The organism is Pauljensenia sp. 20925_1_27 (assembly GCF_041432835.1).
In the GTDB taxonomy this organism is placed as follows: domain Bacteria; phylum Actinomycetota; class Actinomycetes; order Actinomycetales; family Actinomycetaceae; genus Pauljensenia.
In genome coordinates this window covers 1-13,371 of sequence record NZ_JAPWAH010000013.1, presented here as the reverse complement: position 1 = coordinate 13,371, position 13,371 = coordinate 1, and the positions used below count along the sequence as shown (strand labels likewise).

Here is a 13,371-nt window from a genome sequence, read left to right as displayed (position 1 = left end):
ACGTTATGCGTCATCCAATGGGGTATGCGGTCACCGTCGTCGCCGCACTGTGCTGGGGTGCCTCCGGTGTCTCTGCTGAGTACCTCATGAGCCGCCATGGCATCGAGCTCACTCTCATCAGCTTTTTCCGTATGTTCGTCGGTGGCCTTCTCACCCTCGCCTGCGTTCTTCTCCGTTCGCGCGGGGTCTCGGCCCCGCATCGTGATCTCGTCCGTGCGCCACGCAACTGGCGAGTCCTCGTGATCTACGCAATTTTTGGGCTCGCGGCCTGCCAGATCACCTACATGGGGGCGATCCGGGAGTCGAACGCGGGCACCGGCACCGTCCTCCAGTACCTGGGCCTGATCCTCATCGTCGTCTGGGTGTGTCTCACCCACAGGCGATGGCCGCGTGCCTCCGAGGTGATTGCCATCGTCCTCGCCGTGAGCGGTACCTTCCTGCTGTGCACGCACGGGGTGCTGGACTCCCTCGTCATTACACCCACTGCCCTCGCCTGGGGAGCCGTTGCTGCGCTCACGCTCGCGACATACACGCTGCTTCCCGCTCGGCTCATTGCGGCCTACGGTGCGGACGTCGTCGTGGCATACGGCCTGCTGATCGCGGGTGTGTGCGTCGGCCTGGTCGGTCGAGTGTGGCGATTCGACATCACCTGGACGCTCGACGTCGTGCTCGCCATGTTCATCACCGTCGTCCTCGGTACCACCGTCGCCTTCACCGCCTACCTGTGGGGCGTGGGTCGCATCGGCCCCGTCAGGGCGTCGCTCATCGGGAGCCTCGAGCCCATCGCCGCAACCGCCTTTTCCGCCCTCGTCATGGGTACCTCCTACACGGGCGTCGACATCGTTGGCATGGCACTTATCGTCGGTGCCGTTGTGACCATTTCCGTTGTCGACCTCCTCCGGGCGCGCCGCGTCACATAAGAGGGCGGTGCTGCCGTAGGGTTAAAACGTGGTTCCTAGTATCTTTTCGCGACGTTCCGCCCCCGAACCCGAGGCCACCTCGGCCTCGTCGACCTCGACGCACCCGACCACCCTCGTGGCTCAGGCGCGCGATCAGTGGCGCGCGCGCCTCGACCGTGACATCGCCGCCGACAGGCCGTCGCTGCCGACGCTGTCCCTCTCCGGCGCGCACCCCGGAGGCCTCGCCCAGCTGTACACGGAACACCCCGTCCGCCTGAGCCTGCTCATCCGCGAACCCATCGCCCTCGGTCGCGCCCTCGATCGGGCGCGAGCACTCATCGCCCGCTCCGAGCAGCGTGCGTCCGCGCACGGCACCGGCCCCATCCACCTGGGCATCGGCACCGCCACGTGGGGCAGCGGCATGGACGCGATCACCGTCCCCGCCCTGCTGCGCCCTGTGCGCCTCGTGCGACGCGACGACGACGTCCTCATCGCCCTGGGACGAGGCGCGATCCTCGCCCCCGAACTGGCCGACGCGCTGCGCGAGCACGGAGTCGACGCAGACGGTGAGACCGTGCTGGCCACAGCCAGCGGAACCCACGGTTTCTCCTCCTCGCAGGCGATGAACGCCCTGCGCGAGCTGTGCTCCGCCCTGCCGCGCTTCGAGATCCGTGACGAGCTCGTCATCGGCCTCTTCTGCCACCCCGCCACCGCCCTCGCCGCCAGCCTGAGCGAGGACGTCACCGCCCTCGAAGACTCCCAGGTGATCCGCGCGCTCGCGGGAGACCAAGACGCACGCAACGACCTGGTCACGCAGGCGCACGAACCGAACCCGGCAGACCGTGACCCGTGGGCGGAAAAGGGCGTCGGCGATCTCATCCCCGTCCAGCAGGACGCCGTCGAAGCAGCCTCCGACGGACACAGTGTTTTCGTTGATATTCCAGCCCACAGTGACGACGCCTCGGTCGTGGCAGCGATCCTGGCTGACGCTGCGGCGACCGGCCGTTCCGTCCTGCACGTGTCGACGTCGCCGTCGCGCTCAATCGCCGCATATTCGCGTCTCTCCGACCTCGGGTTGGCCGACATCGTCGCGAACATCGATGGCTACTCGGATGCGCGTCGCACCCTCGCGGCCCGAGTCTCCTCCGCCATGGAGGACACCGCTCCGGTCGTCGACCAGGAGAGCGTCGACGCCATGCGCACACGCCTGCGTCAGGTTCGCGCTGCCCTGTCGTCCTACGCCGTTGCACTCCACCAGCCGTACGGCCGCTTCGGCGTCTGCGCGGCCGATGCGCTGCGGGCCCTGACCGACCTGACGAGCGGCGACAACGCGCCCACGACGCGCGTGCGCCTGTCCGAGGACACTCTGTACGAGATCGCCGTCGACCAGGGCGAGAGCGCCCGGGCCCTCCTGCGCGAAGCCCTCGCGTCGGACACCCTCTCGGGCGGCTCATCCTCCGCGTGGAGCAACGCGGTCCTCACCTCCGACGAGCAGGCCTCCGACGTGCTGCTGCGCGTCGATCGCCTCTCCAAGACGCTGCCCGAGCTGCGCGTCCACATCGCCTCCGTCGCGGGCGAGGCCGGCATCAAGCCCGCCGGTACGCTCGCCCAGTGGGATCGCCAACTCGCCATGTTCGACGGCATCGCGGACGTCCTCGACGTGTTCCAGCCCCGCGTGTTCGAACGCAGCGCAGCCGACATGGTGATCGCGACCGCCCCCAAGCAGTGGCGCAAGGACCACGACATCTCGATGGGCCGCTCGGAGCGCAACCGCCTCGTCAAGCAGGCCCAGGACCTCGTGCGCCCCGGCGTGCACGTGCCCGACCTGCACCGCGCCCTCATCCGCGTCCAGGAGCGCCGCGACGCATGGTGTGCGGTGTGCGGCGAAGACTCGTGGCCGATCCTGCCCTCGAAGATCGGCGAGATCTCGGCGCTCACCGATGCCGTGCGCGACGACCTCGACGCGATCGCACCCGTCTTCGTGGCGGAGGAACCGGACCTGGTGGGCACCCACCTGCAGCGCCTGACGACCCTCATCGAGCGGTGGGCAGGCGACACCTCGGCGGCGCGCGAGGTCCCGGCCCGCCTGGCGATGCGTGAACGCCTCGCCGCCCGAGGCCTCGACAAGCTGGCCCAGGACCTCGCGGATCGCCACGTCGAGGACAGTGCGATCGACACCGAGCTCGACCTCGCGTGGTGGGCCTCGCTGCTGCGCGCCATGCTCGCCGCGCAGCCTGCACTCGGCGGCGTCGATCCCGGCGCGCTTGAGGACCTGGCCCGCGGGGGCCGAGAGCTGGACGAGGAACAGGTGGCCTCGCTCATCCCGCAGGCCATCACCGGCGTGCGTAGGATCCGCACGAACGCCCTCGCGGCGCGTCCGAGCCAGTACGAGGAGCTGCGCGAACTCCTCGCCGATGGGAAAGCACCCAGCGACCTGGATCTGCTGGTCACCTACCCCCTCGTGCGACACCTGCTACCCGTGTTGATGACGGTTCCCTCGATGGTTCCCACCCTGGCTCCCACGGGACGCACCGTCGACCTCGTCGTCCTCGACGGTGCGGACGGGCTGCCCCTGGCCGAGCTCGCGCCGATTATCGCCCGCGGCCACCAGCTGGTCGTCATCGACGATCTGGCGGCGGCCTCGGAGGGTGGCGCGACCCGCGACCTTGCGAGCATCCTGCCGGTCCTGCACGTCGAGCCCGGCCCGCGCCGCCTCAACGACCAGGTCGCCCTGCTGCTGGCCCGCTACGGCTACGAGCACGCGGGCGTTCCTGTCCCGTGGACGGCCGCGAACGCGCCCGTGAGCGCCCGCTGGGTCGAGGCGACGGGCATGCCCGCCCCCGGCGCGCACGCCATCGAATCGACAGCCGCCGAGGTGCGTGCCGTCGTCGACGCCGTCATCGAACACGCGGTGGAATCGCCCGAACGCTCCCTCGCCGTCGTCGCCCTGTCCGACCGCCACGCCGGGCGCATCCGCGACGCCCTGGAGACGGTGCGCGCCGAGGAACCCGGCCTGGCCTCGTTCTTTGACCCGGCGACGCCCGAACCCTTCGTGGTCGTCGGCCCCTCGCAGGCCGTGGGCCTCACCCGCGAGTCCCTCATCGTGTCCGTGGGCTTCGCGAAGACGCCACACGGGCGCGTCATCCACGACTTCGGCGTCCTCTCTAGCGAGGCCGGTGCCGACACGCTGGCTGAGATCCTGCGCGCCGTGCGCGGCGACCTCACCCTCGTCTGCTCGCTTCACAGCGAGGAGATCGACCGCGATCGCCTGGCACACGAGGGGTCGCGGATGCTCGTCGACCTCATCGAGATCGCCGAGGGACACGCCGGAGAAGGAATGGACGCGTGGCCGGTCCTGGCCGGCGAGCCGGACCGCCTGCTCGTCGACCTCGCCGAGCACCTGTATTCGCGCGGGCTCGAGGTCGTCGCCAACGTCGGTATCCCCGGCGGCATGCGCATCCCCCTGGCCATCGGGCACCCGGACTCCCCGGGACGCCTACTGCTCGCCGTCCTCACCGACGACGAGGAGTATTTGGCCGAGCCCAGCCAGCGCGTGCGTGACCGCGCCCGTCCCCGCTGGCTCGAAGCCCAGGGCTGGGCCGTCTACACGGCCCTGTCGATGGCGCTGTTCATCGACCCCGAGAAGGAAGCCTCGGCGATCGTGGATAGCGTCCTCAACGCCCTCGAGAAGCTGCATGCCACCCAGGATGAGCCCGTCGTGGCCATTCCTGAGCGCGTCGTCGACGACGAGGCCGCAGAGGAGCGCGTGGAAGAGGCATCCGCGGCCACGGCTTCGTTGGGCTCGGATGAATCCGATGACGACTCGGAGGACGACTCCGAGGAACCCGTCGCCCCGCGCATGCCGATGCTGGATGACGGCCTCGACGAGGAATCCAAGCGTCGCAAGAAGGCCGACGAGGACACGACCGGCATGCTGCTGGCCATCAAGCGCAAGGAGCGCGCCTCCGAGGAGAATCGCGGGCCACGCCCGGCGATCGCCAAGGGGCTGCCTCTGGCTGCCTACTCCGACGACCAGCTCGACGAGATGGCCGCCTGGGTACGTTCCGACGGTGTTGAGCGCACCGATCTGGAGACCGCCGAAGAGCTGCGCGAGGCCCTGGGCATCACGCGCCGTGGCTTCCAGTCCGACGCGGTCCTCGGCAACGTCGTGCGCCGCACGAAGCCTGCGGCCGCGCGGGAGGCCGGTGAGGCCTCGGCCTCCGAGGATGCCCAGGCGGAGTCCTCTGATGCTGAGGGCACCGATGAGTGAGGCGGTGCCGCGTAAGCGCCGTCGCGTCGCGCGCTACGTGTCTGACGTGGACCGCCACCTCATCGAGGAGGGGCTGCCGCCCTCCTGGGAGGATCGCGTGCGCCCCGAAGACACGCGGCCCGGATCGATGGCCGACGCCCCCGACCGGGGGGACGGGGCCAACGACGCGCGCCTACTGGCCAACGTGCCGCCGCATTCCCAGGCGCGGGCGTAGGGGCGTCGGTGCCGCGAGCCGCACCGGGGCGTCGATCCGATGCGTAATTTCCCGGTAATGTCGCATGCAATTTCCCTGTCAACTTTTCATGCTTTGAAATATAGGCGTTGCAATTTCAACGTTTGTCGGGGTGGCTGAAAGTTCGGGTCGCCGAATTGCATGCGAAATTAGGGGCGCGTCGTCGCGCAGGACCGCGGGGATGCAACAAGGCGGGGCCGATGCAGTTGCATCGGCCCCGCCTTCGTCCCTCAGGAAGAGGGATCAGATGCTCAGTGGCGCGGCGTGCCCTGGGCGAGGGCATCGCGGATCTCGGTGAGGAGCTTGACCTCGTCGGAGACCTCCTTGGGGGCCTCATCCTCGGCCTTCTTCGTGCGCTTGGCAAGGTAGTTCATGGGCAGGACAAGGAAGAAGTAGAGGGCGAATGCCATGATCAGGAAGTTGATGACGGCGGTCAGCAGAACACCAAACGTAATATCGGTGCCGTGGAACGTGACGATGAAGGCTTTCGAGAAGTCTGGCTTGCCGACGAAGGCAGCGATGAGAGGGTTGATAACACCGTTAACGAGGGCGTCGACGATGTTTTTAAAGGCGGCACCGATGATGACACCGACGGCCAGCTCGATGACGTTGCCGCGAGAGATGAATTCCTTGAATCCCTTGAGCATGGGTTCTCCTGTAGTGAAAGGGGTCGGCTAGGCCGACAAGTCTGAATCGCCGAAGTGTCTCGGCGTGGCGGTCTGTTGCCGCCGGGGCGAGCGCGTGTTTGGCGCACCTTTACCGTGGAAAACACTAGTGGGGACTTTCGTCTTACGGACAGTGCTTAGAGGGTAAGGTTCGTCGCACTTTTTGCAATTCGGTCAGCGAACTGCGATTTTCTGCCGAAAACTCAGCCGTGAAAGGTGTGTGACAAACGACTGTTAGTGTCGCAGAAGACAGTAAACGCTCGGAAAAGGCGCTATCGAACGGTCGTAGCGATCGTGCGTGTCGGCGTGATGATCGCGTCGATTGGAACGTCGTGAGCCTCCGTGGGAATTTCTCCGGGGGCGAGCACTTCGTCGTCGAAAATCACTGCGACCACTGGAACGTCGGGGGAGCGGTGCATGAGCGCACGGTCGTACCAGCCGCCGCCCTGCCCGAGGCGTGCTCCGTCCGTGGATGCAGCCAGCGCAGGAATGACGATGAGATCCGCCTCTGTGAGCGACTCCGCCCCCATTGCCTCACCGCGCGGCTGAGCGGGAGGTCGCCCGAGCGTTACCAACGCCTGCCCCGCCTCCCACAGGCCCCAGCGAGGGGAGCGGTAGGGGGTGCCGGCCTCGTCGAGGAGGATGGGCAGGAGCGCGCGATCGAAGGCCCCGAGCGTCAGGGACAAGTCGGGCTCGAGGGGGGTGGGCACGAAGAGCGCGGGCAGCGTGACTCCGCCCATTGACGAGGCCAGGGCGCGAATCTGGAGCGCGATCCCTTCCGCTTCGGCGCGGTTGCGCACGGGAACGGGGGAGGGGATGGCTTCCGGGAATAGTGGGGACTCGGATTTAGTGGGTGCTGTCATGGGGGACGGTGCTGTGTGGGATCCGAGCGTGGGGGCCTCGGCGCGCCGGGTGCGGCGCCTGCTACGCACCTCCGCGCGGAGAGTTGTTTTTGTGGCCATCGTCTCCCTCTCGGACGGTTTCTTCGCTACTCTGTGAAGTATGTCAGATAAAAACCAGCCAGTAGTGCACGCTGTCGTTCCCTCGGCCGGTCGCGGAACCCGCTTCCTGCCCATCACGAAGTCCGTGCCCAAGGAAATGTTGCCCGTCGTCGACCGCCCCTCGATCGAGTACATCGTTCGCGAGGCCACGGATGCCGGCATCGAAGATATCCTGTTCGTCACCCGCGCCGGTAAGCAGTCAATCGAAGACTACTTCGACGCCGAACCCGGCCTCGAGGCCGACCTGGAGAAGGCCGGCAAGGAAAAGGCCCTCGAGTACGTCAACGAGTACAAGAAGTACGCGCGCGTCCATTCCGTGCGCCAGGGCCACCCCCTCGGCCTCGGCCACGCGATCCTCCAGGCCAAGTCCCACGTGGGCGACGCCCCCTTCGCCGTCCTGCTGCCCGACGACCTCATGGAGCCCGGCTCGCAGCTGCTGCGCAAGATGATCCAGGTGCGAGGCGCCCTGGGCGGCACCGTCGTCGCCCTGCTCAAGGTCACCCCCGAGCAGGCCACCGCCTACGCGTCGACCGCCGTCGAGGTTCTGCCGATTCCCGAGGGCGTCGACCTCGAAGAAGGCCAGCTCATGCGCATCACCGACGTCACCGAGAAGCCCCCGCTCGAAGAGGTCAAGTCCGAGTACGCGGTCGTCGGCCGCTACCTGCTCGACCCGGCCGTGTTCACGGCCCTCGAGAATATCGAACCGGGCGCCGGCGGTGAGTATCAGCTCACAGATGGGTACGCGCGTATGATCGACCTCCCCGAAGAAGAGGGTGGAGGGTTGTACGGTGTAGTCATCGACGAGCGACGCTTCGACACCGGGGACAAACTCGGCTACCTCGAAGCCAACGTGACGCTCGCCCTTGAGGACCCGGCGCTTGGAGCGGAACTCAAGGAGTTCCTGCGCTCCAAGCTCGAGGACTAACAACTATGCGAAGCGTTGCCGACTTCTACCAGGACTGCATGGCCGTTGCCCACGCGCTGCCGCCGCTCGACGTTCAGCTCGCTGACGCGGTCAGCTGCGTGCTCGCAGAGGACGTGCAGGCTCCCTTCAACCTCCCGGTCGCCGACCTGTCGGCGTGCGACGGATACGCGGTTCGCGTTCGCGACTGCGAGGGAGCGACCCTGGAGACGCCGGTGACGCTTCCCGTCACCGAGGAGATCCGCGCCGGCGCGGTCGACCCGGCCGCCCTCGTGCCCGGCACGGCGATTCGGATCGCGTCCGGCGCACCCATGCCCACGGGTGCTGAGGCCGTGGTCTCCCTCGAGTTCACGGACCACGGCATCGCCCAGGTCGCCCTGCGCACCGCCCCTGCCAGTGGCGAGAATATTCGTCGCCGCGCGGAGGATGTCGCGCAGGGTGACACGGTCCTGCGCGCCGGCACACGCATTGGTGCCCGCCAGATGGCGCTCCTCGCAGGCGTGGGCCGTGACCGCGTCCTGGTCCACCCGCGCCCGCGCGTCGTCATCATCTCGATCGGCGACGAGATCGTCGAGCCCGGCGGCGAGGCCCGTCCCGGCACCGTCTTCGACGCGAACGGCCACGCACTGTCGACCGCCGTCGCGGACGCTGGCGCCCAGACCTTCCGCGTCGCCGCCGTGCCGGACGAGCGCGCCCGCCTGCGCGAGACAATCGAGGATCAGCTGGTGCGCGCGGACCTGATCCTGACGACCGGCGGCATCTCCTACGGCAGCGGCGATACTGTCCGCGAGGTCCTTGGTGCGCTCGGCACCGTCCGCTTCGACAACGTCGCCGCATGGCCCGGCCACATCATGGGTGTGGGCACCGTTGGTGCCGAGGACGGCCAGCCCGGCACTCCCATCGTCTGCCTGCCCGGCGACCCGGTCTCCGCCCAGGTCTGCTTCGAGGTCTTCGTCCGCCCCGCGCTGCGACACATGCAGGGCTGGACCGCCGTCAACCGCCCCGTCGTACGCGCCGCCATCGACCGCTCCTGGTACTCCCCGCGCGGACGCCGCGAGTTCGTGCGCGTGCGCCTCACCGGCTCGCCCCGCTCCGGCTACAACGCCGCCGTCATGGGCACCCCGGCCTCGTTGCTGCTGTCCGCGCTCGCGGACTCCAACGCTCTCGCGGTCGTGCCCGAGGACGTGACCACCGTGCGAGCAGGGGACAGCCTCCAGTGCCTGGTCCTCGAATGAGGTGTTTCTTCCGTCGCCGCACGTGCGTGTGGGGGCGCGACATTGAGATGCTCACGCTGCGCGTTCCCGACCCGGTCGGTCGCGGCTTCCTGCGCTCTGGGCCCGAGTCGAATCCTCGGCCGCGCGAACTCGTCGTACGTCCCGTGCGCGGCGAGGAGCACCGCGCCCTCGATACCGTGCGCCGTACCGACGGGCATTGGTTGCGCCCGTGGGAAGCGACCCTGCCGCCGGACACGCTCGAGCATATCCCGACGTTCTCACAGTACGTGCATCGCGCCGACCGCGATCAGCGCCTCGGCAACGCGCTGATTTTCGGCGTGCAGATCGACGGGCGTTACGTGGGTCAATTCTCGATCTCGAACGTCCATTGGGGTGCGATGTCATCGGGCATGCTCGGCTACTGGATCGTCTCGGAGTGGGCGGGCCGAGGCCTGGGTTCCCTCGTCGCTGCCCTCGTCTTGGACCTCGTCGTCGGGGAGCTTGGTCTGCATCGCGTCGAAGTGTGCGTGCGTCCCGAGAATGAGCGATCCCTGGGGGTGTGCCGAGGCCTCGGCCTCGTGGAGGAGGGGCTACGCCCCCGGTTTATGCACATCGGTGGGCAGTGGGCGGACCATATCGCCTTCTTCATCGACGCCGAGTCCCTGCCCGAGGGCGGGCTCGTGCAGCGGCGGTGGGGGCGCAGCGCGATCGACTGACGAGCTCGCCTGCGCGTGGGCTGATGCGCTGGTCGGGACCGTGTCCCCCGTGTTGGCCTACGTGGTGCGAATGATGCTGGTGTTACAAGTGTGACACCTGGGGATACTTCTCTTTTTACCGAAAGGTTTGAGAGCCCGACACGCGCCCACCGCACAGGCCCTCGCGCGTCAAACGCCCGTACGTTGAGAGGGTGGAGATCGGTGGACTCGTCATCGTCGCGGTATTCGTCGCGCTTTTTGCGACCGTACCGTCACTCGTCGCGCGCCGAACAGCTATCGTCCAGTCTCGCGAAATCGACCGTTTTTCGCCGAAACTGCGCATCATCCACGCGAATGAGACAGAATTAGAGACGTGCGACCACGCCAGCGGAACCATCCTGGCCGAGTGCGCACTCACGAGCGGAGGCAGCATGCACCAAGGCACCACGGGACGTAGCCGCCCCGTCATCGACCGACGCAACAACAAGGCGGTCCGTGATATCGCCAAGCTGCGCGCCCGCCGCGCCGCACGCATCGCCGCCGAAAATGCCGCCGCACGCCGCCGCATGGTCATCACCGGCATCTGTGCCCTCGCGACCGTCGGACTCGGCATCGTGATCGCCGCGACCTCCATCGCGTGGGCCTGGATCGCCATCCCGGCCGTCGCGCTCGTGGGCTCGCTCGGGGCCTCTCGTGTCGCCGCCGTCCGCTCCCAGCAGGCATCTGAACGAGAGCTCGAACTGCTCACCAAGCTTCGTGGGGACGTCCGTGGCGCCGGTCGGCCCACCGCTGCGTCTCCCGTTTCCGTTCCCGCCGAGCGCGCCTCTTCTTCATCCGACGAAGCTGGGGAGGAAACTGCGGCGTCCGATGCTGCGCCTCAGACCGGATCCGTTCCCTCCCTCGTCTTCAACGTCGACGTCCCCGAGATCGTCGAGGTCGCCGACACTCCCGCACGCGCCTGGACCGTCGTCCCCGTTCCCGCGCCGACCTACGCGTCGCGCGAGCGTGTTCGCGGCCGCATGGTCCACGCCGACACTGACCTGCGTGGCATCCCGCGCATCGGCGCGGCCGTTCCGGCACGCCCGATCGCCCAGACCGCCCAGGTGGGTGCCCGCACCACCGCCGAGGTCGTCGCCGACCAGGCCGTCGCCCTCGACCTGGATGCCGTCCTCGACGCGCGCCGCGCCCAGTAATAGCCGAATCGTTGTGATGCCGCGCCGCGGGCCTTCGGGCTCGCGGCGCGGTCGCATCTGGGGGCCGCTGGAACGGTTGGCTCGGATGTGCGCGTTTAGAGGGCTGGTGGTGTCTTCCCTCGTGGAGTGTTCGCGGCGGCGCACTCGTTAACGGGCTCTTCGCATTTTGGGGTGTGGGGGTGGTGTTGGCATGGGGTCGGGGCCTGCCCGATGATTGAGGTTGCGACACTTCAAACGCTGGGAGGCCCCGACATGTCTCATGCTACCTTTTCCACTCCGGATATGACGGCCTATTGCGGGTTGGAGGAGCTGGGCTTAGTGGCTGTGGGGATGCGCTGCCAGGGGGGCGGGTTCGTCCTGAAGTGCCGTGCCGCTAGTCCTGCTCGGCTGTGTCCAGGGTGTGGGCGCCCGGGGTATTCGCTGGGGTCGCGTACCCGGCGCTTAGCGCACGAACCGCGGGGGCATCAGCCCACAACGCTGGCGGTGTATGTGGGACGTTACCGATGTCGCGCGTGTTCTCGCTCCTGGTGTGATGACATCAGCCAGGTGGCTCCCCCACGCCCCAAACTCTCCTTTGGGGCCTTGCGCTGGGGACTTGTGTGCTTGATCGCTGACAATATGTCCATGAATCGGATCGCCGCTCACCTGGCGGTAGCCTGGCATACCGCCAACGAGGCGATACTGGCCTATGGGGAAGAACTCCTGCTGGCGGATTCGACTCGTTTTGAAGGCGTGCGCGTCATTGGGGTTGATGAGCATGTGTGGCGTCATCGGGGTGGGGACAAGTACGCCACGGTGATCGTGGACTTGACCCCTGTACGCGACCATACTGGCCCGGCCCGCCTCCTGGACGTGGTGCAAGGCCGCTCCACACGCGTCTTGTCTTCCTGGCTGGCCGCGTGCCCCCAAGAATGGAAGGACAACATCGAGATCGTGGCGATGGATGGGTTCAGTGGCTTCAAAAGCGCAGCAGTCAGCCAGCTTCCAGGGGCGGTGGCGGTGATGGATCCCTTCCACGTTGTTCATATCGCTATCGACGCCCTAGAGCAGTGCCGCCAGCGCGTCCAGCAAGAAACCCTGGGGCATCGCGGCCGCAAGGGCGACCCCTTGTACGCGGCCCGCAAAACGCTCCTGACCGGTACCGACATCCTCACCGACACATCCCAAGCGCGCTTGGATGCCTTATTCGCCTGCCCCGACCACGCTGACGTGCACGCCACCTGGAGAATCTACCAGGACCTCTTAGCGGCCTACCGTGATCGTGACCCCAGGCGCGGCAAAAACACCCTCCACCAGCTCATCACGACGATCACCCGCCCGGACTTGCCACACACATGCATCGAACTAGCCCGCATGGGCAGAACCTTCAAACGCAGAGCCAGGGACATCCTGGCCTACTTCGACCACCCCCACACCAGCAACGGCCCCACCGAAGCCATCAACGGACGCCTCGAACACCTCCGCGGCATCGCCCAAGGATTCATCAACCACCGAAACTACCGCCTACGCTGCCTCCTCCACTCCGGGGGATTCCACCACCTCCTACACCCTTAAATGCGAAGAGCCCGTTAACGTCGCGCTGTCTGCGCGGCTCCCTTGTCCGTTCCATCTCCGTGTCATGTCGCACGCGACGGTGGTCGGCTTGCAAGGCTGATAAGCATGGTGCTAAGCTGTGTGAGTCCTTGGGGCTATGGCGCAGTTGGTAGCGCGTCTCGTTCGCAATGAGAAGGTCGGGGGTTCGAATCCCCCTAGCTCCACCACAGGCCGACATCCGATCCGGATGTCGGTTTTTTGGGGTTATAGGACACTACGTGTTGCTGCTAGGGTGATGTTTCGGCTTTCTGGTGCGGGAAAGTCGGTATTTTAGTTGGTTGGGGCCAACTATGAGGATGGACAAATCGTGTTGCTGGAGGGGTGACTTTTCGGCTTTGTTGCGCGGGAAAGTAGCTTTTTAGTTGGTTGTGTTTGCCTCGTTCCTGTGAATACTGCATCGTGCCCTGTGTGTGGTTGCCCAATGATCCGTCACGGTAGGACTTCATCAGGTCGTCAGCGGTGGCGGTGTAAACCCTGTCAAATCACGATGCTGAACGAAATTGACTCCACGGCCAAGCACCTTGATGAGTTCGTGGCCTGGCTGCTGGGTCGACGTCGTCAGGTGGATTTGCCTGGTGGGGGACGCTCGTTTCGTAGGCGTTGTGAGCCATTGTGGCAGTTATGGCCGTTTAGCCCGATCGTCGATGAGGTTCATGAGGTCATCTTCGTTGACGGTATCCACCTGGG

The 13,371-nt window shown here is 66.8% G+C and carries 11 protein-coding genes and 1 tRNA gene; 10 read left to right on the top strand and 2 right to left on the bottom strand.

All coding sequences use genetic code 11. The features are described from left to right. The first annotated feature begins 5 nt into the window (after positions 1-5). Genes O3684_RS07630 through O3684_RS07620 form a run of 3 tightly spaced genes read left to right on the top strand, consistent with a single transcriptional unit; the run spans position 6 to position 5,383 of the window. On the top strand, positions 6-920 hold the full coding sequence (locus O3684_RS07630; protein WP_500066086.1) for a DMT family transporter: 915 nt from the start codon (positions 6-8) through the stop codon (positions 918-920). Positions 921-948: 28 nt separating this feature from the next. After that, entirely contained in the window at positions 949-5,169 is a 4,221-nt protein-coding gene (locus O3684_RS07625; protein ID WP_500066084.1) for a PDDEXK-like endonuclease domain-containing protein, read from the top strand. After that, positions 5,162-5,383, top strand: a complete 222-nt coding sequence (locus tag O3684_RS07620) for a toxin (protein ID WP_500066082.1) — start codon at positions 5,162-5,164, stop codon at positions 5,381-5,383. The genes O3684_RS07625 and O3684_RS07620 overlap by 8 nt, the downstream gene beginning before the upstream one ends. Before the next feature lie 269 nt (positions 5,384-5,652). On the opposite strand, the gene mscL is transcribed toward O3684_RS07620, so the two are convergent. Further along, a complete protein-coding gene (gene mscL, locus O3684_RS07615; RefSeq protein ID WP_500066081.1) occupies positions 5,653-6,048 on the bottom strand; it encodes a large conductance mechanosensitive channel protein MscL in 396 nt (131 codons plus the stop codon). 290 nt (positions 6,049-6,338) lie between these two features. Beyond that, positions 6,339-6,929, bottom strand: coding sequence for a 5-formyltetrahydrofolate cyclo-ligase (locus O3684_RS07610; RefSeq protein WP_500066079.1), 591 nt, complete (start codon positions 6,927-6,929; stop codon positions 6,339-6,341). Positions 6,930-7,068: 139 nt separating this feature from the next. Here O3684_RS07610 and O3684_RS07605 point away from each other — a divergent pair, with 139 nt between their 5' ends. From O3684_RS07605 to O3684_RS07575, 7 genes are all read left to right on the top strand, one after another. Next, positions 7,069-7,992, top strand: a complete 924-nt coding sequence (locus O3684_RS07605; protein ID WP_500066078.1) for a UTP--glucose-1-phosphate uridylyltransferase — start codon at positions 7,069-7,071, stop codon at positions 7,990-7,992. Positions 7,993-7,997: 5 nt separating this feature from the next. Next, a complete protein-coding gene (locus O3684_RS07600; RefSeq protein WP_500066077.1) occupies positions 7,998-9,224 on the top strand; it encodes a molybdopterin molybdotransferase MoeA in 1,227 nt (408 codons plus the stop codon). Then, a complete protein-coding gene (locus O3684_RS07595) occupies positions 9,221-9,919 on the top strand; it encodes a GNAT family N-acetyltransferase (RefSeq protein WP_048676520.1) in 699 nt (232 codons plus the stop codon). The genes O3684_RS07600 and O3684_RS07595 overlap by 4 nt, the downstream gene beginning before the upstream one ends. 191 nt (positions 9,920-10,110) lie before the next feature. Then, positions 10,111-11,091 carry a hypothetical protein gene (locus O3684_RS07590; protein ID WP_500066075.1) on the top strand — a complete coding sequence of 327 codons (981 nt, stop codon included), beginning with the start codon at positions 10,111-10,113 and terminating at the stop codon, positions 11,089-11,091. Positions 11,092-11,343: 252 nt separating this feature from the next. Beyond that, positions 11,344-12,645 (top strand): ISL3 family transposase, encoded by a 1,302-nt coding sequence (locus O3684_RS07585; protein WP_500066132.1) that lies wholly within the window; start codon positions 11,344-11,346, stop codon positions 12,643-12,645. A 130-nt stretch (positions 12,646-12,775) separates the two neighbouring features. Further along, positions 12,776-12,851, top strand: a tRNA-Ala gene (locus O3684_RS07580). Positions 12,852-13,069: 218 nt separating this feature from the next. Continuing rightward, positions 13,070-13,371 (top strand): IS1/IS1595 family N-terminal zinc-binding domain-containing protein (locus O3684_RS07575; RefSeq protein ID WP_500066074.1); only part of this gene is annotated, 302 nt, incomplete at its 3' end.

Bases quoted from the DNA above. Each gene is read 5' to 3' on its own strand.
- O3684_RS07620 (WP_500066082.1), top strand. From the start codon at position 5,162: ATGAGTGAGGCGGTGCCGCGTAAGCGCCGTCGCGTCGCGCGCTACGTG.
- O3684_RS07595 (WP_048676520.1), top strand. From the start codon at position 9,221: ATGAGGTGTTTCTTCCGTCGCCGCACGTGCGTGTGGGGGCGCGACATT.
- O3684_RS07610 (WP_500066079.1), bottom strand. From the start codon at position 6,929: ATGACAGCACCCACTAAATCCGAGTCCCCACTATTCCCGGAAGCCATC.
- O3684_RS07605 (WP_500066078.1), top strand. From the start codon at position 7,069: ATGTCAGATAAAAACCAGCCAGTAGTGCACGCTGTCGTTCCCTCGGCC.
- O3684_RS07600 (WP_500066077.1), top strand. From the start codon at position 7,998: ATGCGAAGCGTTGCCGACTTCTACCAGGACTGCATGGCCGTTGCCCAC.
- O3684_RS07585 (WP_500066132.1), top strand. From the start codon at position 11,344: ATGTCTCATGCTACCTTTTCCACTCCGGATATGACGGCCTATTGCGGG.
- mscL (WP_500066081.1), bottom strand. From the start codon at position 6,048: ATGCTCAAGGGATTCAAGGAATTCATCTCTCGCGGCAACGTCATCGAG.
- O3684_RS07630 (WP_500066086.1), top strand. From the start codon at position 6: ATGCGTCATCCAATGGGGTATGCGGTCACCGTCGTCGCCGCACTGTGC.